Origin of the sequence: Skermania piniformis (assembly GCF_019285775.1) — a bacterium.
Lineage (GTDB): Bacteria > Actinomycetota > Actinomycetes > Mycobacteriales > Mycobacteriaceae > Skermania > Skermania pinensis.
The window spans coordinates 3,196,815-3,220,376 of sequence record NZ_CP079105.1; the positions used below are offsets into that span (position 1 = coordinate 3,196,815).

At 69.2% G+C, this 23,562-nt stretch carries 22 protein-coding genes and 2 pseudogenes; 5 read left to right on the top strand and 19 right to left on the bottom strand.

The window, feature by feature from the left end; genetic code table 11:
• Window positions 1–22 precede the first annotated feature (22 nt).
• The 3 genes from KV203_RS14785 to KV203_RS14795 are packed head-to-tail and all read right to left on the bottom strand — an operon-like array spanning window position 23 to window position 3,373.
• Window positions 23–979 (bottom strand): glucosyl-3-phosphoglycerate synthase, encoded by a 957-nt coding sequence (locus KV203_RS14785; RefSeq protein ID WP_066471235.1) that lies wholly within the window; start codon window positions 977–979, stop codon window positions 23–25.
• Complete coding sequence (folP, locus tag KV203_RS14790; RefSeq protein WP_083530104.1) at window positions 976–1,788, bottom strand: dihydropteroate synthase; 813 nt, start codon at window positions 1,786–1,788, stop codon at window positions 976–978. Before folP ends, KV203_RS14785 begins: the two co-directional genes overlap by 4 nt.
• Window positions 1,730–3,373, bottom strand: a complete 1,644-nt coding sequence (locus KV203_RS14795) for an MFS transporter (protein WP_246600964.1) — start codon at window positions 3,371–3,373, stop codon at window positions 1,730–1,732. The genes folP and KV203_RS14795 overlap by 59 nt, the downstream gene beginning before the upstream one ends.
• Window positions 3,374–3,547: 174 nt before the next feature.
• Between KV203_RS14795 and KV203_RS14800 the strand changes: the two genes are divergently transcribed.
• Window positions 3,548–4,129, top strand: a complete 582-nt coding sequence (locus tag KV203_RS14800) for a TetR/AcrR family transcriptional regulator (protein WP_066471240.1) — start codon at window positions 3,548–3,550, stop codon at window positions 4,127–4,129.
• 52 nt (window positions 4,130–4,181) lie between these two features.
• Here KV203_RS14800 and KV203_RS14805 read toward each other — a convergent pair whose 3' ends face one another.
• Genes KV203_RS14805 through ddaH form a run of 6 tightly spaced genes read right to left on the bottom strand, consistent with a single transcriptional unit; the run spans window position 4,182 to window position 10,571 of the window.
• Window positions 4,182–5,969 (bottom strand): long-chain-acyl-CoA synthetase, encoded by a 1,788-nt coding sequence (locus tag KV203_RS14805; RefSeq protein WP_066471242.1) that lies wholly within the window; start codon window positions 5,967–5,969, stop codon window positions 4,182–4,184.
• Complete coding sequence (locus KV203_RS14810; RefSeq protein WP_246600173.1) at window positions 5,966–6,514, bottom strand: LOG family protein; 549 nt, start codon at window positions 6,512–6,514, stop codon at window positions 5,966–5,968. Before KV203_RS14810 ends, KV203_RS14805 begins: the two co-directional genes overlap by 4 nt.
• Window positions 6,511–7,356, bottom strand: a complete 846-nt coding sequence (locus KV203_RS14815) for an LOG family protein (RefSeq protein ID WP_083530106.1) — start codon at window positions 7,354–7,356, stop codon at window positions 6,511–6,513. Before KV203_RS14815 ends, KV203_RS14810 begins: the two co-directional genes overlap by 4 nt.
• A gap of 9 nt (window positions 7,357–7,365) precedes the next feature.
• Complete coding sequence (dapE, locus tag KV203_RS14820) at window positions 7,366–8,460, bottom strand: succinyl-diaminopimelate desuccinylase (RefSeq protein WP_066471244.1); 1,095 nt, start codon at window positions 8,458–8,460, stop codon at window positions 7,366–7,368.
• 9 nt (window positions 8,461–8,469) lie between these two features.
• Window positions 8,470–9,717, bottom strand: coding sequence for an ornithine--oxo-acid transaminase (gene rocD / locus KV203_RS14825; protein WP_066471468.1), 1,248 nt, complete (start codon window positions 9,715–9,717; stop codon window positions 8,470–8,472).
• Window positions 9,714–10,571: a dimethylargininase gene (gene ddaH / locus KV203_RS14830; protein ID WP_066471246.1), complete on the bottom strand. Its 858-nt coding sequence runs from the start codon at window positions 10,569–10,571 to the stop codon at window positions 9,714–9,716. The genes rocD and ddaH overlap by 4 nt, the downstream gene beginning before the upstream one ends.
• A gap of 121 nt (window positions 10,572–10,692) precedes the next feature.
• Here ddaH and KV203_RS14835 point away from each other — a divergent pair, with 121 nt between their 5' ends.
• Window positions 10,693–11,139 carry an Rv2324 family transcriptional regulator gene (locus tag KV203_RS14835; RefSeq protein WP_066471250.1) on the top strand — a complete coding sequence of 149 codons (447 nt, stop codon included), beginning with the start codon at window positions 10,693–10,695 and terminating at the stop codon, window positions 11,137–11,139.
• Between the two features lie 40 nt (window positions 11,140–11,179).
• Here the strand turns inward: KV203_RS14835 and KV203_RS14840 are convergent, their stop codons facing one another.
• Entirely contained in the window at window positions 11,180–11,719 is a 540-nt protein-coding gene (locus tag KV203_RS14840) for a sigma-70 family RNA polymerase sigma factor (protein ID WP_306303590.1), read from the bottom strand.
• Here KV203_RS14840 and KV203_RS14845 point away from each other — a divergent pair.
• The 3 genes from KV203_RS14845 to dapD all read left to right on the top strand — a co-directional run bounded on the left by KV203_RS14845 (window position 11,675) and on the right by dapD (window position 15,253).
• A complete protein-coding gene (locus KV203_RS14845) occupies window positions 11,675–12,583 on the top strand; it encodes a zf-HC2 domain-containing protein (protein WP_157079830.1) in 909 nt (302 codons plus the stop codon). The genes KV203_RS14840 and KV203_RS14845 overlap by 45 nt on opposite strands.
• A 203-nt stretch (window positions 12,584–12,786) precedes the next feature.
• Window positions 12,787–14,292, top strand: a complete 1,506-nt coding sequence (locus tag KV203_RS14850; protein ID WP_246600174.1) for a PepSY-associated TM helix domain-containing protein — start codon at window positions 12,787–12,789, stop codon at window positions 14,290–14,292.
• 10 nt (window positions 14,293–14,302) lie between these two features.
• Window positions 14,303–15,253 (top strand): 2,3,4,5-tetrahydropyridine-2,6-dicarboxylate N-succinyltransferase, encoded by a 951-nt coding sequence (dapD, locus tag KV203_RS14855; protein WP_066471261.1) that lies wholly within the window; start codon window positions 14,303–14,305, stop codon window positions 15,251–15,253.
• Window positions 15,254–15,267: 14 nt separating this feature from the next.
• Here the strand turns inward: dapD and KV203_RS19950 are convergent, their stop codons facing one another.
• The 9 genes and pseudogenes from KV203_RS19950 to fdxA form a co-directional block, all read right to left on the bottom strand.
• Complete coding sequence (locus tag KV203_RS19950) at window positions 15,268–15,717, bottom strand: HNH endonuclease signature motif containing protein (RefSeq protein ID WP_066471264.1); 450 nt, start codon at window positions 15,715–15,717, stop codon at window positions 15,268–15,270.
• A 178-nt stretch (window positions 15,718–15,895) separates the two neighbouring features.
• Window positions 15,896–16,789: pseudogene (locus KV203_RS20105) on the bottom strand (DUF222 domain-containing protein); the annotation flags it as partial.
• 224 nt (window positions 16,790–17,013) lie between these two features.
• Window positions 17,014–17,184, bottom strand: a pseudogene (locus tag KV203_RS20110) (IS1634 family transposase); the annotation flags it as partial.
• A gap of 268 nt (window positions 17,185–17,452) precedes the next feature.
• Window positions 17,453–18,850, bottom strand: coding sequence for an acyl-CoA synthetase (locus KV203_RS14875; RefSeq protein WP_246600175.1), 1,398 nt, complete (start codon window positions 18,848–18,850; stop codon window positions 17,453–17,455).
• Between the two features lie 62 nt (window positions 18,851–18,912).
• On the bottom strand, window positions 18,913–19,185 hold the full coding sequence (locus KV203_RS19760; RefSeq protein WP_066471269.1) for a hypothetical protein: 273 nt from the start codon (window positions 19,183–19,185) through the stop codon (window positions 18,913–18,915).
• Between the two features lie 146 nt (window positions 19,186–19,331).
• Window positions 19,332–20,297, bottom strand: coding sequence for a proline dehydrogenase family protein (locus tag KV203_RS14880; RefSeq protein WP_066471270.1), 966 nt, complete (start codon window positions 20,295–20,297; stop codon window positions 19,332–19,334).
• Entirely contained in the window at window positions 20,294–21,949 is a 1,656-nt protein-coding gene (gene pruA / locus KV203_RS14885; RefSeq protein ID WP_066471272.1) for an L-glutamate gamma-semialdehyde dehydrogenase, read from the bottom strand. Before pruA ends, KV203_RS14880 begins: the two co-directional genes overlap by 4 nt.
• Before the next feature lie 31 nt (window positions 21,950–21,980).
• A complete protein-coding gene (dapC, locus tag KV203_RS14890) occupies window positions 21,981–23,057 on the bottom strand; it encodes a succinyldiaminopimelate transaminase (RefSeq protein WP_281422362.1) in 1,077 nt (358 codons plus the stop codon).
• Between the two features lie 23 nt (window positions 23,058–23,080).
• Complete coding sequence (gene fdxA / locus KV203_RS14895) at window positions 23,081–23,404, bottom strand: ferredoxin (RefSeq protein ID WP_066471282.1); 324 nt, start codon at window positions 23,402–23,404, stop codon at window positions 23,081–23,083.
• Window positions 23,405–23,562 lie beyond the last annotated feature (158 nt).

Here is a 23,562-nt window from a genome sequence, read left to right on the forward strand (position 1 = left end):
CCTGCCAGCCGGGACCGACAGGTCAGCGCGCCGCTACCGAGGACGTCGGTCGCAAGGTGTTCATCGGCGGCCGATCGATCAGGTCGACCGCGGTCCGGACCGGCACGAACCCGTCGCCGTGCAGAGCGAACTGGGTGAGCGCCGCGTCGGAATCGGCGATCCCGCACCGGCCGAGCAAGGTGCCGACCACCTGCCGACTCATCACGCCCAGATCGGCCAGACTGCGATTGCGGTGGGTCCGCACACCCAGATCTACCTGGGCGATCCCGGCGATGCCGTATCGCTCGTAGGTATCGAGCAGCAGCCCGATCTCCACTCCGTAGCCCGGCGCGAACGGCACCGAGGTAAACAACTCCCGAGTACCTGCGTACTCGCCGCCGAGCGGCTGCAGGATGCCACACAGGCCCGGCCGCAGGGCGGCCAGCAACGGCCGGGCGACCAGTTCGGTCACGCGACCGCCGCCGTTCACGTCGACCGTGGTGCCCGCCCGCAGCGGCCGGCGATAGAACGCCTTGACCAGATGCACGCCCGACGTGGTCAACAGCGGCCCGAGCAGCTTCGGCACGAATGCCGGATCGGGGTCGAGCAGGTCGGAGTCGACGAAGGCGACCAGATCTCCGGTGGTGGCGGCGAGCGAACGCCACAGCACCTCACCCTTCCCGGGTACCGGCGCTAGCTCCGGCACAGCCTGCTCGCGGCTGATCACCGTGGCACCGGCCGCCCGTGCTCGCGCGGCGGTGCGATCGGTAGATCCCGAATCGAGCACGACCAGCTCGTCGACCAACCCACCGAGCAACGGGCGGATCGAGGCGACCACACCGGCGACGGTGGACTCTTCGTTCAGCGCGGGCAGCACCACCGAGACGGTGCGGCCCCGCTTGGCCGCGACCAGTTCGGCCACGGTCCATTCCGGCCGGTGCCAGACGTTGCGCTCACCCCGGTCCCGGTGAGCTGCGGAGCGGATATCGATGATGGTCATACCAGGCCTCGCAGGGTGTGAGCAGGTGAGCGGTGACCGGCGATGGCGGCGACCATGTCGACCACCCGACGGGTGGCAGCCACCTCGTGGACTCGGAAAACGCGTGCTCCGCTCGCGGCGGCCAACGCTGTTGCGGCCAAGGTTCCCTCCAGACGCTCGGCTAGTCCGACACCAAGAGTCTCCCCCACGAAATCCTTGTTGCTCAGCGCCATCAGCACCGGCCATCGGGTGTTAACAAGAACGTCCACGTGGCGCAACAAGGCGAGCCCGTGGTAGGTGTTTTTCCCGAAGTCGTGGGTCGGGTCGATCAGGATCGAGTCCGCCGCGACGCCCGCGGCGACGGCCCGTTCGGCCGCCTGGGTGAGCTCGGCGACCACCTCGGCGACCACATCGGTGTACCGCACCCGAAACGGCCGAGTCCGCGGAGTCGCGCCACCGGTATGACTGCAGACCAGGCCGACACCACCGGCCGCAGCCACCTGGACGAGCTCCGGATCGGCTCCGGCCCAGGTGTCGTTGATCAGGTCGGCGCCGACCGCGACGGCCCGCTCGGCCACCGATCCGCGCCACGTGTCGACGCTGAGCAGCAGCTCCGGATAGCGGGCGCGCACCGCCTCGACGAACGGCACCACCCGCCGGATCTCCTCCGCCGCATCCACCTGCTCCCCGGGGCCGGCTTTGACCCCGCCGATGTCCACGATGTCGGCGCCTTCGACAACCGCTCGATCCACCGCCGCCAGCGCAGCCGAATCATCGAAGGTGGCACCGCGGTCGTAGAACGAGTCCGGGGTGCGGTTGACGATCGCCATCACCAGCGCCCGGTCGGTCGGGACCGGACGGCCGCACAAGGTGGCGAATCGGGGCGGCGAGAAGCCGGGCGTCGAGGACACGGACCCATCGTGCCCGACGCTCGCCGGCCCCGATCAGCTCACCGGCATCGGGGCGGCCCGGATCGGTCGTCCGGCCGCGCAGCACGACCGCGGCCGTCAGGCCGGCCGCAGCGGTCACCGCCACCGCGACCCAGACCGCGTTGTGCAGCCCGGTCATGAACACCTCCTGCACCGCCGCTCGCACCACATCGGCGACCGCGGCCGGAGCCTGGTCGGCGACCTGCGCCCCGGCCATCACCGACTGCTCGGCGATCGCCCGGGCCTCGGCCGGAACGCCGAGGGCGGCGAGCCGGTCGCTCACCCCGGCCACGTAGGCCGACGTCAGCACCGAGCCCAGCACCGCGACACCGAGGGTGCCACCCACCTCGCGGGTGGTGTCGTTGACGGCGCTACCCGCGCCGGCCTGCTCCGGTCGCAGCGAGTCCATGATCAGCTGGGTGCACGGGCCGGAGATGAACGCCAACCCGGCCGCCATCAACGACATCGACCAGACGATCAGGCTCCAGTAGCCCGACTCCCGCGACGCCGTCTCGACCAGCGCGAATCCGGCCGACATCAGGAAGGCGCCGCTCACCGCGACGAGCCGCGGGCCGACCCGGTGGGCCAGCAGCATGGCGACCGGTGACAGCGCGGCCATCACGATCGCGAAGGGCAGGGTGCGCAAACCGGCGGCAAACGGTCCGTACCCCTTGACCACCTGGAAGAACTGGGTGATCAGGAAGATGAACCCGAACAGGGCGAAGAAGGCGATCGAGATCAGGCCTGCCGCGGTCGCGAAGCGACGGTCGGCGAAGAGCCGGACGTCCAGGATCGGGTGCTCGATCGAGAGCTGCCGGAGCACGAACACGCCCAGCAGGACCACCGCGCCGACCAGGCCGGCGATCGTGCCGAGCGCGGTCCAGCCGACGTGCGGGCCCTCGATCACCGAGTAGGTGAGCAGGCCCAGGCCGGCGATCGACAGCAGTAGTCCGGGCAGGTCGAATCGAGACACCGCGGCCGGCCGGGTATCGGGGATGAGCAGTCCGATCGCGATCAGCGCGAGGATGCCGAACGGGACGTTCACCCAGAAGACCGACGTCCACGAGTAGTGCTCGAGCAGCCAACCGCCCAGCACCGGGCCGATCGCGACCGCCACACCCGAGGTGGCCGCCCACACCCCCACGGCAATCCCGCGTTGGCGCGGATCGGGGAAGGTCGCGGTGACGATGGCGAGGGTGGCCGGGAAGACCAAGGCCGCGAACAGGCCCAGACCGGCGCGGGCGGCGATCAACTCACCGAGGCTGTCGGCCAGCGCGGCCGCGATGCTCACCCCGGCGAACCCGACGATGCCGGTCAGCAGCATCCGGCGGTGGCCGTAGCGATCACCGAGATAGCCACCGGTCAGCAGCAGTCCGGCGAACACCAGGGTGTAGGCGTCGACGATCCACTGCAGGCCGGAGATTCCGGCGTCCAGATCGCGCGCCATCGTCGGCAGCGCGACGTTGACGATCGTGTTGTCGATCATCACGAGTAATTCCGCGAAGCACAGGGCGACCAGGCCCAACCAGCGATTTCGCACGGCACTCCTCCTCGGTCTCGGTGCCGTTGTAGCACGTTGCGCTACTTGTATAGCACATTGTTCTGCTATAACTGAACATTGTTCTACTTCTACAGAACGACGTTCCAGTAGAGTGGCGACATGGCCGTCGCGCGTGCTCGCACCCGAAGCTCCGCCGCGCAGGTCCGCACGGCGCTGATCGCCGCCGGACGGCGCATCATCGAACGGGACGGCCCGGCCGCGCTCACCGTGCGGGCGGTCGCGGCCGAAGCGGGCGTCGCCCCGATGGGCGTCTACAACCACTTCGACGGCAAGGACGGGCTGCTCGACGCGGTCGTCACCGACGGGTTCGCCGAGTTCGGCCGGGCGATCGCTGCGACCGACCCCGATCCGGCGGCCCGGCTGCTCGCGAGCGGACGGGCCTACCGGCAGTTCGCCGTCGCCAACCCTGCGCTCTACGCCCTGATGTTCTCCGCCGAGTGCCACCCGGCCGACGAGGTCGCCGGGAATGCGTTCGGCGTACTCGCCGAGATCATCCGGTTCGGGCAAGCCGCCGGGGTACTGCTGCCGGGTGCGGCCGAGGAGCTGGCCCTGCAGGTCTGGTCCTGCGTGCACGGTGCGGTCGCCCTGGAACTCGCGGGCTCACATCCCCCGGATGCCGATGCGTCCGCGAACTACGAACGGGTGCTCGACCTCATCGCTCGCGGGCTGGCCCGGGCCTGAGCGTCCCGTCGATCGGTCGTCTCGGCCGATCACCGCACCGACCTGTCTCGCGTCAGCGGGCCGGTCGCTTACCGGCCGCCACCTCGCCCAGGTAGGTCTCCAGGCTGTCCGGTGTTGCCTCGACATAGCCTTCGGTCGCGCCGGCGAGCACGTAGAGGGGGTCCGCGCCCACCTCCCGATAGCCCTGAGCGCGCAACTCGACCTTACGGTTCTTGAACGTCGCGGTCTGTTCCAGCTCGGCGACCACGCGCACGAACAACGGCACGGCATACCCGGGCAACCTGCGGTACAGCAGTCCGGCGAGCCGGGTCGGGTCCAGCAGCATCGCCTCGCGCGTGAGCACAGCGGCCATACCGGCCCGACCATCGGTGTCCGGCACGGGCACGCCGTACACGGCCACCTGCTCGACCGCCGGATCCTCGGCGATCACTCCTTCCACTTCCGTGGTCGCGACGTTCTCGCCCTTCCACCGGTAGGTATCGCCGAGCCGATCGACGAACGCGATGTGCAGCATGCCCTGCCGCCGAACCAGATCGCCGGTGTTCAGCCAGGCATCACCGTCGGTGAACCCGTCCCGGACCAGCTTCGCCTCGGTAGCCTCCGGATCGGTATAGCCGTCGAACGGCGTCCGCGGCGTGACCTTGGCCAGCAGCAGGCCCACCGCACCCCGGTCGACCCGGAGCAGCCGGCCGTCCGGACCCCGCCGCGGCCGGCCGGTGGCATCGTCGAACTCCACCACCGCGTGCGGGAGCGGAGAGATGCCCGCCGTCCGATCCAGCCCGATCGCATTGACGAACACGATGTTGCCTTCGCTGGCGCCGTAGAACTCGACCACCCGCGGGATGCCGAAACGGGTGCGGAACTGCTCCCAGATCTCCGGCCGCAGGCCGTTACCCACCACCAGACGGACGCGGTGGTCCCGGTCGTCGGGCCGCGGCGGCTGGTTCAGCAGGTACCGGCACAACTCGCCGATATAGACGAACGCTGTCGCATCCGCGGCGGCGATCTCCGACCAGAACCGGCGGACCGAGAACTGCCGGCCCAGCGCCAGCGATGCGCCGGAACCGATCACGGCCGACAGCGCGATGGTCAGTGCGTTGTTGTGATACAGCGGGAGACAGCAGTACAGCCGGTCGGTGCGACGCAGCCGGACGCCGAACCCGCCGATTCCGGTCATCGCCGCCGACCACCGGTAGTGCGTCATCACGCTCGCCTTCGGCAGCCCCGTCGTGCCGGAGGTGAAGACCAGAAACGCGCGTTCCCGGCCGGTCACCTCGGCACATACCGGCGGATCGGTCGTCTCGGCGTCCCGGGCCGCACGCAGCAGGTCGTCCGCCTTCAGCTCCTCCGGCAGCGGCACGTCGGCACCGACCGAATCCAGCACTTCCCGGCACTCCGCGCCGACCACCAGCAGCCGAGCGCCGAGCAGGTCGATGCTGTGCGATAGCACCGGGCCGCGCTGGTTGTGGTTCAGCATTCCGGCCGTTGCACCGAGCTTGCAGATGGCGAGCACCAGATAGACGGTCTCGGGCCGGTTCTTCATCAGCACGCCGACCACGTCACCGCGGCGCACTCCGGCGTCGGTCAGCGCGTGCGCGTACCGGTTCACCGTGCGGTTCGCTTCGCGATAGCCGATCGTCCGGCCTTCGAAGATGAGGAACGGGCGATGCGGATGGCGACGAGCTGCGCGCTGGAACGCCAGGCCCACCGAATGGCGACTCTCCGGGCCGCGGATCAGCCCCAGCGTGTTGGCCGCCATCGCGGGCAGCTCGGGAGCGATACCGGGGAGATTGCGGACGACGTCGGTAAGTCCGATCGTCGGCCGGGCGGCGGCCGTCATGGCTGATGTCCTCCACACAGGTCGAGCGCCGCGCCGGCGTCGGTGACGACGCTGAGCCGAGCCAACGCAGCCGGGCTGACGAATCGATCGTGCTGCAGGCCGGCCAGCCAGTCCAGCAGTTGTCGATAATGCCCACGCGGATCCAACAGCACCACCGGCTTGTCGTGCATGCCGAGATAGCCGCCCGTCCACACCTCGAACAGCTCCTCCAGGGTGCCGATCCCGCCGGGCAGGGTGACGAAGGCATCCGCCCGTTCGGCCATGATCCGCTTCCGCTCACTCATCGTGACGGTGACGATCAACTCGTCGGCATCGGTATCGGCGACCTCCAGTTCGGCCAGTGCACCGGGGATGACGCCGACCGTGTGCGCGCCGGCCGCACGCGCCGACCGGGCCAACGCCCCCATCATCGAAATACTGCCGCCGCCGGACACGAGTTGCCAGCCACGGCGGCCGATCTCGGTACCGAATGCGGCTGCCAGCGCGAGCGAATCCGGATCGGCGGTGCCGGACGCACAGAAAACGCAGACCGAGATACCGGTCACCGACCGTCCTCGTCCGCAGTATCCGATTCCGGAGTGTCCGATCCCGCGGTGTCCGATCCGGCCGTTTCGACGCTTGGCGGGTTCCCTGCCGCCCGGCCCCGCTCCTCGCTGGCGCGCAGAATCACCTCGACCGCATCCTCGACGCTGTCGGTGACATGCAGCAGCTCCAGATCGGCCGCGGCGATCTTGCCGGAAGCCAACAGGGTATCGCGGACCCACTCGACCAGCCCGCCCCAGAACGCGCTGCCGAACAGCACGATCGGGAAGCGGGTCACCTTTCTGGTCTGCACCAGGGTGAGCGCCTCGAACATCTCGTCCAGCGTGCCGAAACCGCCCGGCAGACAAATGAATGCGTGCGAGTACTTGACGAACATCGTCTTCCGGACGAAGAAATAGCGGAAGTTGATTCCCAGATCGACCCATTCGTTGAGCCCCTGCTCGTTCGGCAACTCGATACCGAGGCCGATCGAGTAGCCGCCCGCCTGGCTCGCCCCGCGATTGACCGCTTCCATCGCGCCGGGTCCGCCGCCGGTGATCACCGCGAACCCGGCCCGGGTCAACGCCGCACCCAACTCGACGCCCACCCGATAGTCCGGCGTGTCGACCGGCGTACGCGCCGAACCGAACACCGTCACCGCCTGCGGCACATCCGCCAGGGTGCCGAAGCCCTCGACGAACTCGCTCTGGATGCGCAGCACCCGCCACGGGTCGGAGTGCACCCAATCCGAGCGCCCCCGGCGATCCAACAGGCGCTGATCGGTCGTGGTCATATCCTTCGACCGATCGCGCCGGAGCACGACCGGCCCGCGGTATCGCACCGTTGAACCCGGTTCGGTTGGCATCGGATCAGGCTATCGGTTATCGACCGGGCGGCCGGTCAGGTAACGGCGAAGCACATCGGTCACCTGGTGGATCTGCGATACCGGCACGTGCTCGCCGCGCGTGTGCGCGAGGTTCGGGTCGCCCGGGCCGTAGTTGACCGCCGGGATACCGCGCGCGGCGAACCGGGACACGTCGGTCCAGCCGTACTTCGCCCGCGCGCCGCCCGCCGCCGCGACCAACTCCGCGGCCGCCGGCGCGGTGAGCCCGGGCCGCGCCCCCGGTGCGCCGTCGGTCACCGTGACATCCATTCCGAGTCCGTCGAACACGCTCTGCACATGCTCGACCGCGGCCGCCAGCGAGCGGTCGGGCGCGAACCGGAAGTTGACGTCCAGCTCGGCCGCGTCCGGTACCACGTTGCCGGCGACCCCGCCGGCCACCCGGACCGCCGACATGCCCTCCCGGTAGGTACAGCCGTCCACCTCGACCTCCCGGGCGGAGTAGTCGGCGAGCCGGCTCAGCACCGGCGCCAACGCGTGAATCGCGTTCTTTCCCAGCCACGAACGGGCCGAGTGCGACCGCACGCCGGTCGCGGTCAGCCGCACCCGGACGGTTCCCTGGCACCCTGCCTCGATGTAGCCATCGGACGGTTCGCCGAGGATCGCGACGTCGGCGGCGAGCCAGTCCGGCAGTTCCCGCTCGATCCGGCCGAGCCCGTTGAACTCGGCGGCGATCTCTTCGCAGTCGTAGAAGATCAGGGTCAGGTCGTGCCGGGGCTCGGCAACGGTGGCAGCCAGGTGCAGAAACACCGCATCACCGGACTTCATGTCCACCGTGCCGCAGCCGTGCAGCAGCTCGCCGTGCGGGCCCTCGGTACGGCGGGACGGTACGTTGTCGGCGATCGGCACCGTATCCAGGTGACCCGCAAGCAGGACCCGCCGGTCCCGGCCCAGCCGGGTTCGCGCCAGCACCGCGTTCCCACTCCGGACGACCTCGAAGCCATCGGTCTGAGCGCGCAGCGCGGCCTCCACCAGATCGGCGAGCGGCGCCTCCGCGCGGGACACGCTCGGGATGTCCACCAGCGCGGCGGTCAGGTCGGCCGGGTCGCCGGTCAGGTCGAGGGGCACCGGATCAATCTACGGCTCGTCGACCGCCACTCGTGCACCCGCGCGGGCGTCGGCTATCGCACCGGCGAACTGTTCTATCGCCCAATCGATCTCGTCGGCCGAGATGATCAGCGGCGGAGCGAACCGCAGGGTGGCGCCGTGAGTGTCCTTGACCAGCACACCGCGCTGTGCCAGCAACCCGCTCAGCTGTTCGGCGGTTCCCAGCGCCGGGTCGACGTCCACCCCGGCCCACAGCCCCTTGCCACGCACCGCGACGACGCCTACGCCGGCGAGCGCACGCAGCCGCGCGTGCAGGTGCGCGCCCAGCTCCCGCGACCGGGCCTGGAACTCGCCACGCTCCAGCATCGCGACCACAGCCGAGCCGATCGATGTCGCCAGCGGGTTGCCACCGAAGGTGGAGCCGTGCTCACCGGGGTTCAGGACCCCGAGCACATCGGCATCGGCGACGACTGCGGACAGCGGCACGATCCCGCCCCCGAGCGCCTTACCCAGGAGATAGATGTCGGGCACCACACCCCAGTGCGCACAGGCGAACGTCTCGCCGGTCCGGGCCAGCCCGGACTGGATCTCGTCGGCGATCAGCAATACGTTGCGCCGGGTGCAGATCGCCCGCACCCGGGGCAGGTAATCGTCGGGCGGCACGATAACCCCGGCCTCGCCCTGGATCGGTTCCAACAGCACCGCCACGGTGTGCTCGTCCACCGCCGCGGCGAGCGCGTCCGCATCCCCGAACGGAACGGACCGGAAGCCGGGGGTGAACGGGCCGAACCCGCGACGCGCGGTACGGTCCGAGGAGAAGCTGACGATGCTGATCGTGCGGCCGTGGAAGTTGTTCTCCGCGACCACGATATTCGCCGATCCGGCGGGCACGCCCTTCACCTCGGTGCCCCACTTGCGTGCCACCTTCAGCCCGCTCTCGACCGCTTCGGCGCCGGTGTTCATCGGCAGCACCAGCTGTTTGCCGCACAACCGGGCGAGCGCAGCAGCGAACGGTCCGAGCGGAGCCGCCCGAAACGCCCGGCTGACCAGCGTGGCGGTATCCAGGGCGGCGTGCGCGACGGCGGTGAGCTCGGGATTGCGATGGCCGAAGTTCACCGCCGAGTACGCGGCCAGGCAATCCAGGTACCGGCGGCCGTCCAGGTCGGTGATCCACGCCCCCTCGGCCGCGGCGGCAACCACTGGTAGCGGCGCGTAATTGTGTGCGACGAAACGATCCTCGGTGGCGATCGCCGCGGTCGTCGCGGCCGACCCGATCACGAGTACACCTCCAGCGTGCAACACTTCACCGCGCCACCGCCCTTGCGCAGTTCGGACAGGTCGACCCCGATCGGCCGGAATCCGGCAGCGGCCAACTGCTCGGCGAATCCGGTTGCGGCAGTGGGATAGACCACATTGGCGCCGTCGGATACGACGTTCAGACCGAGCTCGAACGCATCCGCGCCGGCGACGATGATCGCATCCGGGAAGAGCGCTTCGAGCGTGCGACGGGACGATTCGGCGAAGGCCGGCGGGTAGTAGGCGATCGTGGTGTCGTCGAGCACAGCCAGCGCGGTATCGAGATGGTAGAAGCGCGGATCCACCAGTTCCAGGCTGACCAGGGCCCGCCCGGTCAGCGCCGCGATCTCCGGATGTGCGCGGATATCGGTGCGAAATCCATAGCCGGCCAGCAGTTTCGAACCGACCAGCAACAGATCGCCCTGCCCCTCGTACACGTGCCGGGTGCGCCGGGGCGCGTAGCCCTGGCCGGTCATCCAGTCGGCGTAGGCCACCGACTCGCCGGCTCGTTCGGGATGCCGGAACCGTGCGACGACCGCGACCCCGTCGACCACGATTCCGCCGTTGGCGGCGTACACCATGTCGGGCAGGCCGACAACGGGGGCGACTGTCGCCACCGTGTGCCCGAGCCGCAGGTAGACCTCGCGGAGGCGGCGCCACTGGGCCACGGCCACGTCGGTGTCGACCGGGACGGCGGTGTCCATCCAGGGGTTGATCGCGTATTCGACCGCGAAGTACGTGGGCGGGGTCATTGCGTAGCGTCGGCGCCGGGCGGTGCGTTCGGGGTGGCGCTGCCCGCGAGCACCGACCATCCCGGCGACATCGGAAATGGTCATGCCTCCACGGTAGAAGCCGCGAATTTTGCAATCAATCACCAGATATTGCGTGTGACTATACGATCTATTGCAGATTTGTCGTGCAGGTATCGATCTGTTGCACACGGAAGGGCGGCGCCCGGTGGACCGACTCGACCACACCGACGAATCCATCCTCGCGGAGTTGGCCGAGCATGCGCGGGCCACGTTCGCCGAGATCGGCGAGCGGGTGAGCCTGTCCGCGCCCGCGGTCAAACGCCGGGTGGACCGGATGCTCGCCGACGGGGTGATCCGCCGGTTCACCACCGTGGTCGACCGCGCCGCGCTGGGCTGGACCACCGAGGCCTACGTGCAGGTCTACTGCCACGGCCGGATCGCGCCGGACGAGTTGCGTCGGGCCTGGATCGACATTCCCGAGGTGGTCGGTGCGGCCACCGTGACCGGCACCGCGGACGCCATCCTGCACGTGCTGGCCCGCGATATGGCGCACCTGGAAACGGCGCTGGAGCGGATTCGGGCCAGTGCCGACATCGAGCGCAGCGAGAGCATCGTGGTGCTGTCGAACCTGATCGATCGCCGCACGGGTTGACCGGCTCGTCCGGCCTCGCCGCGTTACCGCAGACGCCGGATCAGGCCGTCCCCGCTGCCTCGTCGCCGCGCCGGGCGTGGGCCAGGTCGTCGCGAGCGCGGGCGACGCGCGAGCGGATCGTGCCGACGCGGCATCCGGCGATCTCGGCGGCTTCCGCGTAACTCAATCCGAGGATCTGGGTGAGGATCAGCGCTTCGCGCCGTTCGATCGGGAGGCCGTCGAGCAGCACTTCCAGTTCGACGAGACCATCATGGCGGTTCGCCGGTCGGGTGACCCGATCGGCGGCGGCGACCCAATCCTCGTGCCCGGCGGATTGTGGTCGCGCAAGGGTTGCGCGGAGGTCATCGATCGCGACTCGCCGGGCAATCGACAGCAGCCAGGTACGCGCGCTGGAACGACCGGCGAAACTCGGCAGTGCCTGCATCGCGCGAAGGAACGTTTCCTGGGTGAGGTCGTCCGCGCGTTGACCGTCGCACTGATGGGCGAGGAAGCGCCACACGTCACGTTGGGTGGCGCGGACGAAATCTTCGAGCGCATGCCGGTCGCCGCGGCCGGCGGCAAGCGCGAGCGCGGTGGTCACGACATCGGCTCGGTCCGGGGCGAACACGGGTGCAGCGTAACCGACGAATTCGTCGGGAACTTTCGCGTCGCCGCGGCCGACTACCTGGTCGTGGAGTGCGAATCATGCCGGGATGCGTTGTCGGCACGGTTGGACGGCGAGGCCGAAGGCCACGATCCCGGCGACGTCGATGCGCACCTGAACGTCTGTTCGGACTGCGGCGACTGGCTGGCGACCGTGACCACGGTGACGCGGGAGTTGCGGGTGCGCCCCTTGGCCGAGGTGCCCGACCTGGTCGACGCCATCCTCGCGGCGGCACCACCCGCGCACCGTCCCAGGTTGCGCCTTCGCGGACACGGCGCCCGGTGGGTGTTGGCCGGGATCGGGTGTGTGCAGTCGGTCCTCGGTGCGGCGCAGATGCTCGGTGTCCAGCTCGGGTCATCGATGCCGGGCGCCGGACACCACATGACCGACGGCACCGGCGCCGACATGGCCGGGCATCTGTTCAACGAGAGCGCTGCCTGGAATTTCGCCTTGGGTCTGGCCTTGCTGTGGGCCGCGCTGCGGCCGCGTGCGATCGCGGGTCTGCTGCCGACGGTCGCGGTGTTCGTGGCCGGGCTGGCGGTGTTCGTTGTCACCGATCTGGCGAAGGGTGCGGTTACGCCGGAACGAGCGCTCTCCCATCTGGTGGTGGTCGCCGCCCTCGGCGCCTTGTTGTGGGTTCGGCGCGAGTCGAGCCGCAACGACGCTCCGACCCCCGGCCACATGCGCGCCGACGTCGCGCGCCGGCCCGAGGATGCCGGGTCGGGCACCGACCATCCCGTCGCGCGGACGTCGGGTAGCCGCGGCCGTCATCTTCGTCCGGCGGGACGCCGCGCCGCCTGACCGCCGGCTATCCGAAGACACCCGCGCTCGATTCACCTTCGATCCCAGACGGATCGCCCCCTCTGCCGAATCAACCCCGCACGACCTACCCGGGAGTACCCATGCCCAGATCACGAAGTTCCACGCCTCCGGTACCCGTCCGCGACCCTGACGAGCGTGTCCGCCGGCGGGCGAGCGCAGCCGCGTTGCGGCGTATCCGGCGCATGCATTTCTGGGTCGGGGTCTTCGCTGCGCCCGTGCTGGTGCTGCTGGCGCTGTCCGGGCTGGTGATCCTCTACAGCCAGCCCATCGACGACCTGCTCGACCGGGACCTCTTCGTCGTCACGGAAGGCGCGGCCACGGTGCCCCTCGATCAGCAGGTCGACGTCGCTGTCGCGCACGTCGGCAGCGCCGGGACACTCGAGGCGGTGACCCCGCCCGATCGGCCGGACCACTCGACACGGGTCGACTTCACCGCGGCCGACGCCCAGGCCTATCCGGCGGCCGAAACCGACGTCATCCAGGTGTTCATCGACCCGTACACGGGCGAGTACCTGGGCCGGCGTGATCAGCTCTCCGGTCTGGTCGGCTTCGCGAACCAGATCCACCGCATGTTCGGCAACGACGGCCCGCAGATCTCGCTGCCGTCGCTCGGGCACATCCTCGACCCCGAGGCGTACCCCGATTCGACCATCCCGGTCGGCATCTTCAACCTCTGGTACGAGCTCGCCGCCACCTGGATCCTGGTGTTGCTGATGACAGGTGTCTACCTCTGGTGGCCGCGCGCCATCGAATCGGCCAAACCGTTGTTCACGATCCGGTGGGGTCGAGGCGGCCGGATCCGTTGGCGGGACCTGCATGCGGCCGTCGGTGTCGTCGTCTCGCTGGTGCTGATCGGCTACATCGTTTCCGGCATGACCTGGACCCGGTATTGGGGTGAGAACTGGCGCGCGGTCGTTGCGACGGTGACCCCGGACACCGAGATCGAGGCACCCTCGACCCCGGCAACGGTCGGCGACCTCGACCGTCTCGGACGGCGTATCGCCTGGGCCGCGGACTCCGATCCGGTGTATGCCTCCGCTCCCCACGCCACACCGAGAACACTGCCGGTACCCGTCTCGTACGCCGATGTGGACACGATCGCGAAGAGCGAGGGAATGGTTCCGGGCTACTCGATCTACCCACCGTCGACCACCACGACCCACCACGGTGACCCCACCTACGGCAGCTACCTGGTGATCAACCGCTGGCCGCAACGGCTTTCCGAGCAACGCACGCTGTATCTGAACCAGTTCACCGGCGAGACGATCGCGAACGCCACCGCCGACCAGGCCGGTGCCCTGTCGAAACTCACCAGCTTCGGCATCGACGTCCACATGGGCACCCAGTTCGGACTCCTCAACCGCATCCTGAGCACACTGGCGGCACTCGGTGTTCTCGTCCTGGTGTCCACCGGAATCACCATGTGGTGGAAAGGGCGGCGGCCCGGCACCGCCGGGCGCCCCACACCGACCGGCGCCCGGCCCGACGGCTCGAAAAAGACGAGCTATGTCGTCGCGGGCATCGCTGTCGTTCTCGGACTCCTCTACCCGGTGTTCGGCGTCTCGGTCCTGATCGTCCTCGCCGTCGAGGGCTTCCTGGCGCGACGGGATAGGGCACGACGGGATAGGGCACGACGGGATAGGGCACGACAGCCGACTCCGGAACGACAACCGGCCGCGGCCAGATAACCTGACGGCCGTGAGCGCACTGGGAGCAACTGCCGTCGGCCTGGCCACCGTCACCCCGGACGGCACGGTCCTGGACACCTGGTACCCGGACCCAGCGCTGGCCGAGGTCACCGAGTCCGGCACCGACCGGCTGGACGCGGCCGGGACTCCAGCCGACTTCGCCGAACTGCTCGGCCGGGACCCGGCGCGCGGTGTCGAGGTGGTGGCGGTGCGCACCTCGATCGCCGATCTCGCCGCCCCGCCCGCCGACGCGCACGACGTCTACCTGCGGCTGCATCTGCTATCCCACCGGCTGATCCCGCCGCACGGCGCGAACCTGACCGGCCAGTTCGGCCTGCTCGCCAACGTGGTGTGGACCAATCACGGACCGTGCACGGTGGAAGGCTTCGAGACCGTGCGCGCCCGGCTGCGGGCCCGCGGCCCGGTTACCGTGTACAGCGTCGACAAGTTCCCCCGGATGGTCGACTACGTGGTGCCGAGCGGAGTGCGGATCGGCGACGCCGATCGGGTGCGGCTCGGCGCCCACCTCGCCGCCGGAACCACGGTGATGCACGAGGGCTTCGTCAACTTCAACGCCGGCACGCTGGGTAACTCGATGATCGAGGGCCGGATCTCGGCCGGAGTGGTCGTCGGCGACGGTACCGACGTCGGCGGTGGCGCGTCCACGATGGGCACCCTGTCCGGCGGTGGCACCGAGGTGATCACCCTCGGCGAGCGTTGTCTGCTCGGCGCGAACTCCGGGGTCGGTATCCCGCTCGGCGACGACTGCGTGGTCGAAGCCGGCCTCTACCTCACCGCAGGCACTCGGGTCACCGCACCGGACGGCACCGTGGTGAAGGCCGCCGCGCTGAAGGGCCGACCCAACCTGCTGTTCCGGCGCAACTCGATGACCGGCACGGTCGAGGTGCTGCCCCGGGAAGGCGACGGGATCGAGCTCAACGAGGCCTTGCACGCGAACTGAGGCCGAGCCCGGCGTCACGGTGTCGGTGTCTGCCGTGCCGATACCGCCGTGCTGGCACCGCCGTGATCGGCGCTCGTGGGGTGGTGGTACCAGTGGATGGGGCGGTGGTAGGTGTTGGTTCGGGGTGTGCGGTGCGGGTCGAGCCAGGCGGGTGGGAGCCATTCGATCCGTCCGTATTCGTCGTGGTGGACGGCCCAGCCGTGGTCGGCCAGTCCGTGGTGGTGCCCGCAGACGGGGGCGAGGTTGGTGACATCGGTGCATCCCCCCTCGGCCCAAGCGGTGGTGTGGTGGTATTCGCAGTCGAGGGCGGGCCGAGCGCACGCGGGGAAGCTGCACCCGCCGTATCGGGCGGTCGCGACGATCCGTTGGTCGGGTGAGGCGAGACGTTTCGACCGGCCCAGATACAACGGTTGCTCGGTGTGGGTGTCGAACACGGCCAGGTAATGCCAGGCATGCGCCGCCATCGGCGACCAGGTCCCGGTACGGGATCAAAGTCCCACCGGCAGTGGTGGCTTTCCCCCCGTTCCCGCCCGGGCTACGACCCGGCACCGGCAGGCACGACGCCTCAGATACGGCGGGTGCAGTGGTGGCGGCGGTACCGGCGGCGGTTTCCAGGTCGTGCAGGGTGGTGGTGACGATCACCGTGACCGGCAACCCCCGATGCCGACCGAGGTCGCCGGACGCGATCACCGCGCGCAGGACCGCGTGTAACGCGTCGTGGTTACGTTGGGTCGGGGTCCGCCGATCCCGGCGGGCTCGATCGTCGGACACCTCACCATCACGGACCGCAGTATCGACGGCGGGGGTGTCGTCGTCGGGGTCACACATTCCCGGGGCGGCGTACTTCGCGAGGATCGTTTCCAGATAGGCACGCAGTTCCGGGGAGATATACCCGGTGACCCGGCTCATCCCGTCACGCTCCTGCTCCCCGACCCGGATACCACGCTTACGGGCACGATCACGATCACGATCATCCGACAGCGAACCATCCGGGTTCAGAACCGCATCCAGATGAACCGCCACCGTACGGAGCTGATCCGGCCGCACCGTGACCGCGACGGTGGCGAGCTGTTTCTCCGCCTCCACCCGAGTCGGATAATCCACCCCACTCGGCAGGTCACGCAGAAACGTCCGGATGACCCGCACGTGATCACGCCCGATCACACCCGCCTCGACCTTCCCTGCGGTCGCCGGCAGCACCGCCTGCACCGACTCACCCGTCATCGTCAACCCTTCGGTGAGGTCCGCGGATTCGAACAATCGGGCGGACGCTTCTTTCGGGGTGATCCGCAACGCATCCGCCAGCACATCCCGGGACCGCTGCCCACCGAACTCCTCCCCAGGGGCTTCGGCCACAACCCGGATCAACCGATAGCCGAGACCGGTCACCCGCCGCTGCACCCGCTCCAACGCCTGCAACACCCCCAACGCGGCAGTACCCGAATCCGGCAACAACACCGCCAGGCTGTCGAGCGCGGCATCGATCACGGCAACCGTGCCGGCTGCCGTCACCGAATCCTCGCCACTCGAACGCATGTTCTAATTCTAGGCCTGATACGTACCCCACGCCAGAACTTCCACCGAATACCCTGCCGCCGCGCGCGTTTTCGCGCGACGCGCGCAAACTCTGCACGGATCGGCAGGTTCCGGGCCGCGTGACTCCACACTCGATAGGCGTGATGCAGCGACTTCCACAGCAGCGCCGACCTGGCCGCCACGATCTGCAACAGCTCACCGGCGGCAGCGGTATCGGTGGTGTCGAGCCCGAGATCCAGGATGCCTTGGCCGGCGGTCAGTCGCTGACGAGCAGCCGCTTTCAGCACTTCGACCTCGCCGTCGTCGCGCGCCGAGCCCAGATACTCGATCCGGCGTGCACCCGGCCGGCTCGACCACAAGATCTGCACCGCAATCGCACCGAACGCGGTCTTCACCGTGCGTACCTAGGCCATCCCAGCACCCTACGAGCCACGATGAGTGCGCATACCTCCGCTCGTTGATCACCAAAACAGCAGGTCAACCGCCCACGCACACAAACGATCTTGATGGGGTGCCCCAACTCAGGTCCGACGGTTGTCGTCGATGCCCCAACCGACAGACCCGCCGGGACCGACCAAGAAGCCCCTGCGACGCCCTCCGCCGCAGCATCGGATTCCGACCGGGCCGTGACTCAACCCAGCAGTGACTCAACCCAGCAGTGACTCAACCCAGCAGCTGCTTCTGTACCTTGCCCATGGCGTTGCGCGGTAGTTCGGTGACCGCCCGGATCTCTCGCGGTCGCTTGTGCCCGGCCAGCTGCCCGCCGACATGATCGATCAGCTCCCGCTCGCTCGCGGACCCGCGTAGCACGACATAACCGACGATGCGCTGGCCCAGGTCGTCGTCGGCTACCCCGATCACGGCGGCCTCGGCGACGGCCGGATGCCGGAGCAGGGCCGCCTCCACCTCGCCCGCACCGATCCGGTAGCCGCCCGATTTGATCAGGTCGACCGATGCCCGGCCGACGATCCGGTGCCACCCCGCCGAATCGATGACGGCGACGTCACCGGTGTCGAACCAGCCGTCCGCGGTCCAGCACGCGGCGGTCGCATCGGGCCGGTCGAGGTAGCCGTCGAACAGCATCGGGCCACGTACGTGCAACCTGCCTACGCTCTCCCCGTCGGAAGGGATCGGCTCGCCCAGCTCGTCCCGCAACCGCGTCTGCACGCCGGCCACCGGCTGCCCGACCCAACCCGGCCGACGTTCACCGTCCGCCCGGGCCGACAGGGTGATCAGGGTCTCGCTCATACCGTAACGCTCCACCGGGGCGTGCCCGGTGAGTTCGGCAATCCGCTCGAACACCGGCGTCGGCAAGGGCGCACTCCCGGAGATCAGCAATCGAGCATCGGCCAGCGCCCGGGCCGACGCCGGGTCCTCGGCGATTCGGGACCACACCGTCGGGACGCCGAAATACATCGTGCCGGGCGCCCCCGCATACGCCTGCGGGGTCGGTTTGCCGGTGTGGATCAGCGGCGAACCCACGCGGAGCGGACCGAGCACACCGAGGATCAAGCCGTGCACGTGGAACAACGGCAAACCATGTACCAGAACATCATTCGCGGTCCATGCCCAAGCATCGACCAACGCATCCAACCCGGCGGCGATCGCCCGACGGCTGAGCCGAACGCCTTTCGGCGGACCTGTGGTACCGGAGGTGAACACCACGAACGCGATGCGATTCGGGTCGGGCTCCGGATACCGGTGCCAGGATCGGGCATGCCGACGAACCGGGATCACCGGCAACGTCGTTCCCGTCGGCGGCGGCCCGACCCACGCTTGGACGCGGGAATCGGCGACGATGTGCGCCAATTCGGCCGCTCCCGCGTCCGGCGGCACCGGGACCGCGGCCACGCCGGCGATCAGGCAACCGAGTACGGCCATCAATGCGGCGGGCGACGGCTCGGCAAGAATTGCCACCCGTTCCGCAGCTGCAACTCGCTCGGCGACCGCAGTGGCGGCGCCGTAGAGATCGGCTCGGGTGAGTGCGATCCCACCGATGGTGACCGCGTGACGGTCGTCGACGGGATCGAGTGACGGAAGCAGCTGCTCGGACGACGGCACAGCAAGACCGTAGCCGCTACGGCGAGCGCGGCGGCCACGGTCGTGTGCTGGGTGTCGGACTCTTAGAGCCCAAGATCGGGGATATCCACCACCGGCAGCAGGTCCGGCGTGGTCGTGGCCTCCGGTGCGGACGAGCCGGTCATCAGTGCCATCAACAACTGAGCCAGATCGAGGTCGGACAGGGACGGCTCGGCGACCGGGACGGCCAGCTGCGCCGGCGCGGAGTGGGCAGCCCCGAGATCGGACGAAACCGGCGCGGCCTGCGCGGCCGGGGCCAGGACGGCCAGCGCCGCGCCGGCCAGCATGACGGTGGCGGGAAAACGGAATGAACGCATGCTTACTCACTTCTGAACGGGAAACTTCCGTTGAGGATTGGAACATTTCGGACGGTCCCGTGTACACGGTAAGGAACAAGCGATCAGACTTTTCTTTACCCGAATAGATCGATATTTGGTACAGAAAAGCAATATTTACTAAGTCGTCAACTGCGACTGCGCAGCGAACGCAGGAAGAAGGCCATATTCGCCGGTCGTTCCGCGATTCGACGCATGAAGTAGCTGAACCAGCGATCGCCGTAGGGCACGTACACCCGGACCGGAATACCCTGGCCGATCAGCCGACCCTGTTCCCGCTCCTGTATGCCGAACAACATCTGGTGCTCGTAGCCGTTCGCAGGGCCCCCTTCGCGCACCTTTCGCGCCGTCACCTCGGAGATCAACACCGGGTCGTGGGTCGCAACCATCGGATAGCCGCTCCCGCTGAACAAGATCTCCAAACAGCGGCGATACGAGTCGTCGATCTCCGCCCGATCGTGGTACGCCACCGCTACCGGCTCTCGATAGGCGCCCTTGCACAACCGAATCCGCGAGCCCGGACCCGCGAGATCGCGACAGTCCTGCTCGGTCCGTCGCAGATAGGCCTGCAATACTGCGCCGAGCCAGGGAAAATCGGGCCGTAGCGCCGTCACCGCGGCAAGCGTCGCATCCGTGGTGGTGTGATCCTCCATGTCGACGGTGACCCATACCCCGGCTGCGGCGGCCCGGACGCAGATCTGCCCGGCATTGTCGGTGGCGATCGAGGCGCCGTCGACCGGCAGCGCCTGGCCGAGCGCGGACAGTTTCACCGACACCTCGAGCCGAACCGGCGCGCCCGCCGGCGCCGAGTCGACCGGATCGTCGATCGACGTAGCCAGCTCGTCGATCAACGCGCAGTACTCGGCGACGGTCGCGTCGGCCTGGGCCCGGTCGGTGGTGTCCTCACCGAGAAAGTCCACGCTGACGCAGCGTCCGGTAGCGAGCAATCCGCGGACCACCGGCAGCAGCTCGGCTCGGGTCGAGCCGGCGACGAATCGGCGCACGATGTCCCGGCTGACCGGTGCCCGGGTAACCACCTGCTCGACCCGCGGCGACCGGGCGGCGGCCAAGATCACCGGGCGCAGCGGATTCATCCGGCATCCGGCGGCGGGTCGGCCATATGCGGGTAGCGGTGGTCGGTCGGCGGCAACAACGTCTCCTTGACGGTCCTGGGCGAGGTCCACCGCAACAGGTTCAGCGCCGATCCGGCCTTGTCGTTGGTCCCCGAGGCCCGCGCCCCGCCGAACGGCTGCTGTCCGACCACCGCGCCGGTGGGCTTGTCGTTGACGTAGAAGTTCCCGGCGGCGAACCGCAGTACCTCGCTCGCCTGCTCGATCGCGGCTCGGTCGGTGGCGAACACCGCCCCGGTCAGCGCATACGGGGCGCGTCGCTCGACCTCGGCCAACACCTCGGCAAAACCGTCCGGGCGCGAATCGTCGTAGACGTGCACCGCCAGGATCGGCCCGAAATACTCGGTGGCGAAGGCCTCGTCGGCCGGATCGTCGAGCAACAGCACGGTCGGCTCGACGAAGTAGCCGACCGCGTCGGAGTAGTCGCCGCCGACCGGGATCGCCACCCCGGAGGTGACCCGGGCCCGCTCGATCGCGGCGACGTTCTTGGTGTAGGCACGCCGGTCGATCAGCGCGCCACCGAAGCAACTCAGGTCGGTCACGTCGCCGTAGCGGAGTTCGGCCGCCGCGGCACAGAACTCGTCACCCATCCGCCGCCACACCGACCTGGGCAGGTAGGCGCGGGACGCGGCCGAGCACTTCTGCCCCTGATACTCGAACGCGCCGCGAAGCAACGCGGTGGTCAGCGCCGCCGGATCGGCCGACGGGTGCGCGAGAACGAAATCCTTACCGCCGGTTTCGCCGACGAGGCGGGGATAGCCGCGATAACCGTCGAGGTTCGCCGCGACCTCGCGCCACAGGTGCCGGAACGTGGCGGTGGACCCGGTGAAATGGATCCCGGCCAGCCGCCGATCGGCCAGCGCCACCCGGGACAGCTCCACCCCGTCACCGGTGACCAGATTGATCACGCCGGGCGGCAACCCGGCCGCCTCCAGCAACTGCATGGTCAGGTAGGCGGACACCGTCTGGGTGGGCGACGGCTTCCAGAGCACCGTATTGCCCATCAGCGCCGGCGCGGTCGGCAGATTCCCGGCGATCGCGGTGAAGTTGAACGGGGTGATCGCGTAGACGAAGCCCTCCAGCGGGCGGTACTCCATCCGATTCCACACCCCCGGTGCCGAATTCGGCTGATCGGCGAGGATCGTGCGGGCGAAGGCGACGTTGAACCGCCAGAAGTCGACCAGCTCGCACGGCGCATCGATCTCGGCCTGGGCGATCGATTTCGATTGGCCCAGCATGGTTGCCGCGGCCACCCGCTCTCGCCAGGGACCGGCCAGCAGCTCCGCCGCCCGCAGGAGGACCGCCGCCCGCTCGTCGAACGGCAGCGCGCGCCACGCCGGTGCCGCAGCCGTCGCGGCCTCGATCGCGGCGCCGGCCTCGGTTCCGGTGGTGTCGGTGTAGCTGCCCAGTACCCGGTCGTGCCGGTGCGGCTGCACGATGGGCCTGCGGGTGCCCGAACCCGCCCGGTGGACCCCGCCGATCACCAGCGGCACGTCGAGCGGGTCGTCGGCGATCCGGGCCAATTCCACCTGCAGCCGGGCTCGTTCGGCACTGCCCGGAGCGTAAGTATGTACCGGCTCGTTGACCGGAATGGGGACTACCGTGCGGGCGTCCATGCCGGAAGGCTACTCCGGCGGTCGGGATCGGTCAGCGCAACCGGATCGCGGCGGCGGCGATCCGCTCATCCGGGGCGGTGAGCCCGACCCGGACATGTGCCGACCCGGCCGGGCCGTAGAAGTCGCCGGGGGCCACCAGGATACCGAGCTCGGCGAGCCGATCGACCGTGGCCCGGGCCGGCTCGCCGCGGGTCGCCCACAGGTAGAGCCCGGCCTCGGAATGTTCGACAGTAAAGCCGGCGCCGCGCAACGCGGTCAGCAGCACCTCCCGGCGATCGCGATAGCGGTCACGTTGCTGACGTTCGTGCTCGTCATCGGTCAGAGCCGCGATCATCGCGGCCTGCACCGGGTAGGGCACCATCAGGCCGGCGTGCTTGCGGACTCCGAGCAGCTCGGCCACCAAGGCCGGATCGCCGGCGACGAAGCCGGCCCGATAGCTCGCCAGGTTCGACGTCTTCGACAACGAATGCACCGCGAGCAGTCCGGTCGGGTCCCCGTCGCAGACCTCCGGGTGCAGGATCGAGTGCGCCGCGCCGGTCCACACCAGACCCAGGTAGCACTCGTCGGAGACGACGATCGAGCCCCGCTCACGCGCGTACGCCACCACCTTGCGCAGGTGGTCGACCCCGAGCACGCGACCGGTCGGGTTGGCCGGGGAATTGACGAAGATCACCGCCGGCGTCCGCGGACCGAGCGCGGTCAGTCCGTCGGTGCGGATCACGTCGGCGCCGGCCAGCCGCGCGGCGACCTCGTAGGTGGGATACGCCAGCTCCGGGACGACGACGAGGTCGCCGGCCGCCACGCCGAGCAGGCTGGGCAGCGAGGCGATCAGTTCCTTGCTGCCGATCGTGGGCAGCACCGCCGTCGGGTCGACCGCGCCGATGCCGTAGCGCCGGCCCATCGCCGCCACCACCGCCGCGCGCAGCTCCGGCGTGCCGTGCGTCGTGGGATAGCCGGGCACCGCCGCAGCGGCGCACAGGGCCTGTCGGACGATCGGCGCGACCTCGTCCACCGGCGTACCGACCGAGAGGTCGACGATCCCGTCCGGATGCGACAAGGCCCGGGCCCGCGGACCGGCGAGCGAGTCCCAGGGAAAATCGGGCAGCACCAGCGGGCGCCGCGCGGGGGCGCTCAGCCCTCCCCCATCGGGGGTAGCGCCTTGATCAGCGGCGGGTCGTAATCGACCCTGCCCAGCTTGGCAGCGCCACCGGGAGAGCCGAGCTCATCGAAGAAATCCACGTTTGCCTGAATGTAGCCAGTCCACTGGTCCGGGGTGTCGTCTTCGTAGTAGATCGCCTCGACCGGACACACCGGCTCGCACGCCCCGCAGTCCACGCATTCGTCGGGGTGGATGTACAGCATCCGGCCCCCTTCGTAGATGCAGTCGACCGGGCACTCTTCGATGCATGCCTTGTCCATCACGTCGACGCACGGCTCAGCGATGATGTACGGCACTCCCAGGTCTCCTCGTCTTCGTTCACCCGCTCCAGCGGATCGCGTGCGCACCGGTAAGTATGTCCGCATCAGCCGCCGACGTTGTTACCAGGACAACGGCCACAACGGCAATTCGTCACCGCTTGTGACCAGCGGCACACCGCAGGCGCACCAGGCCC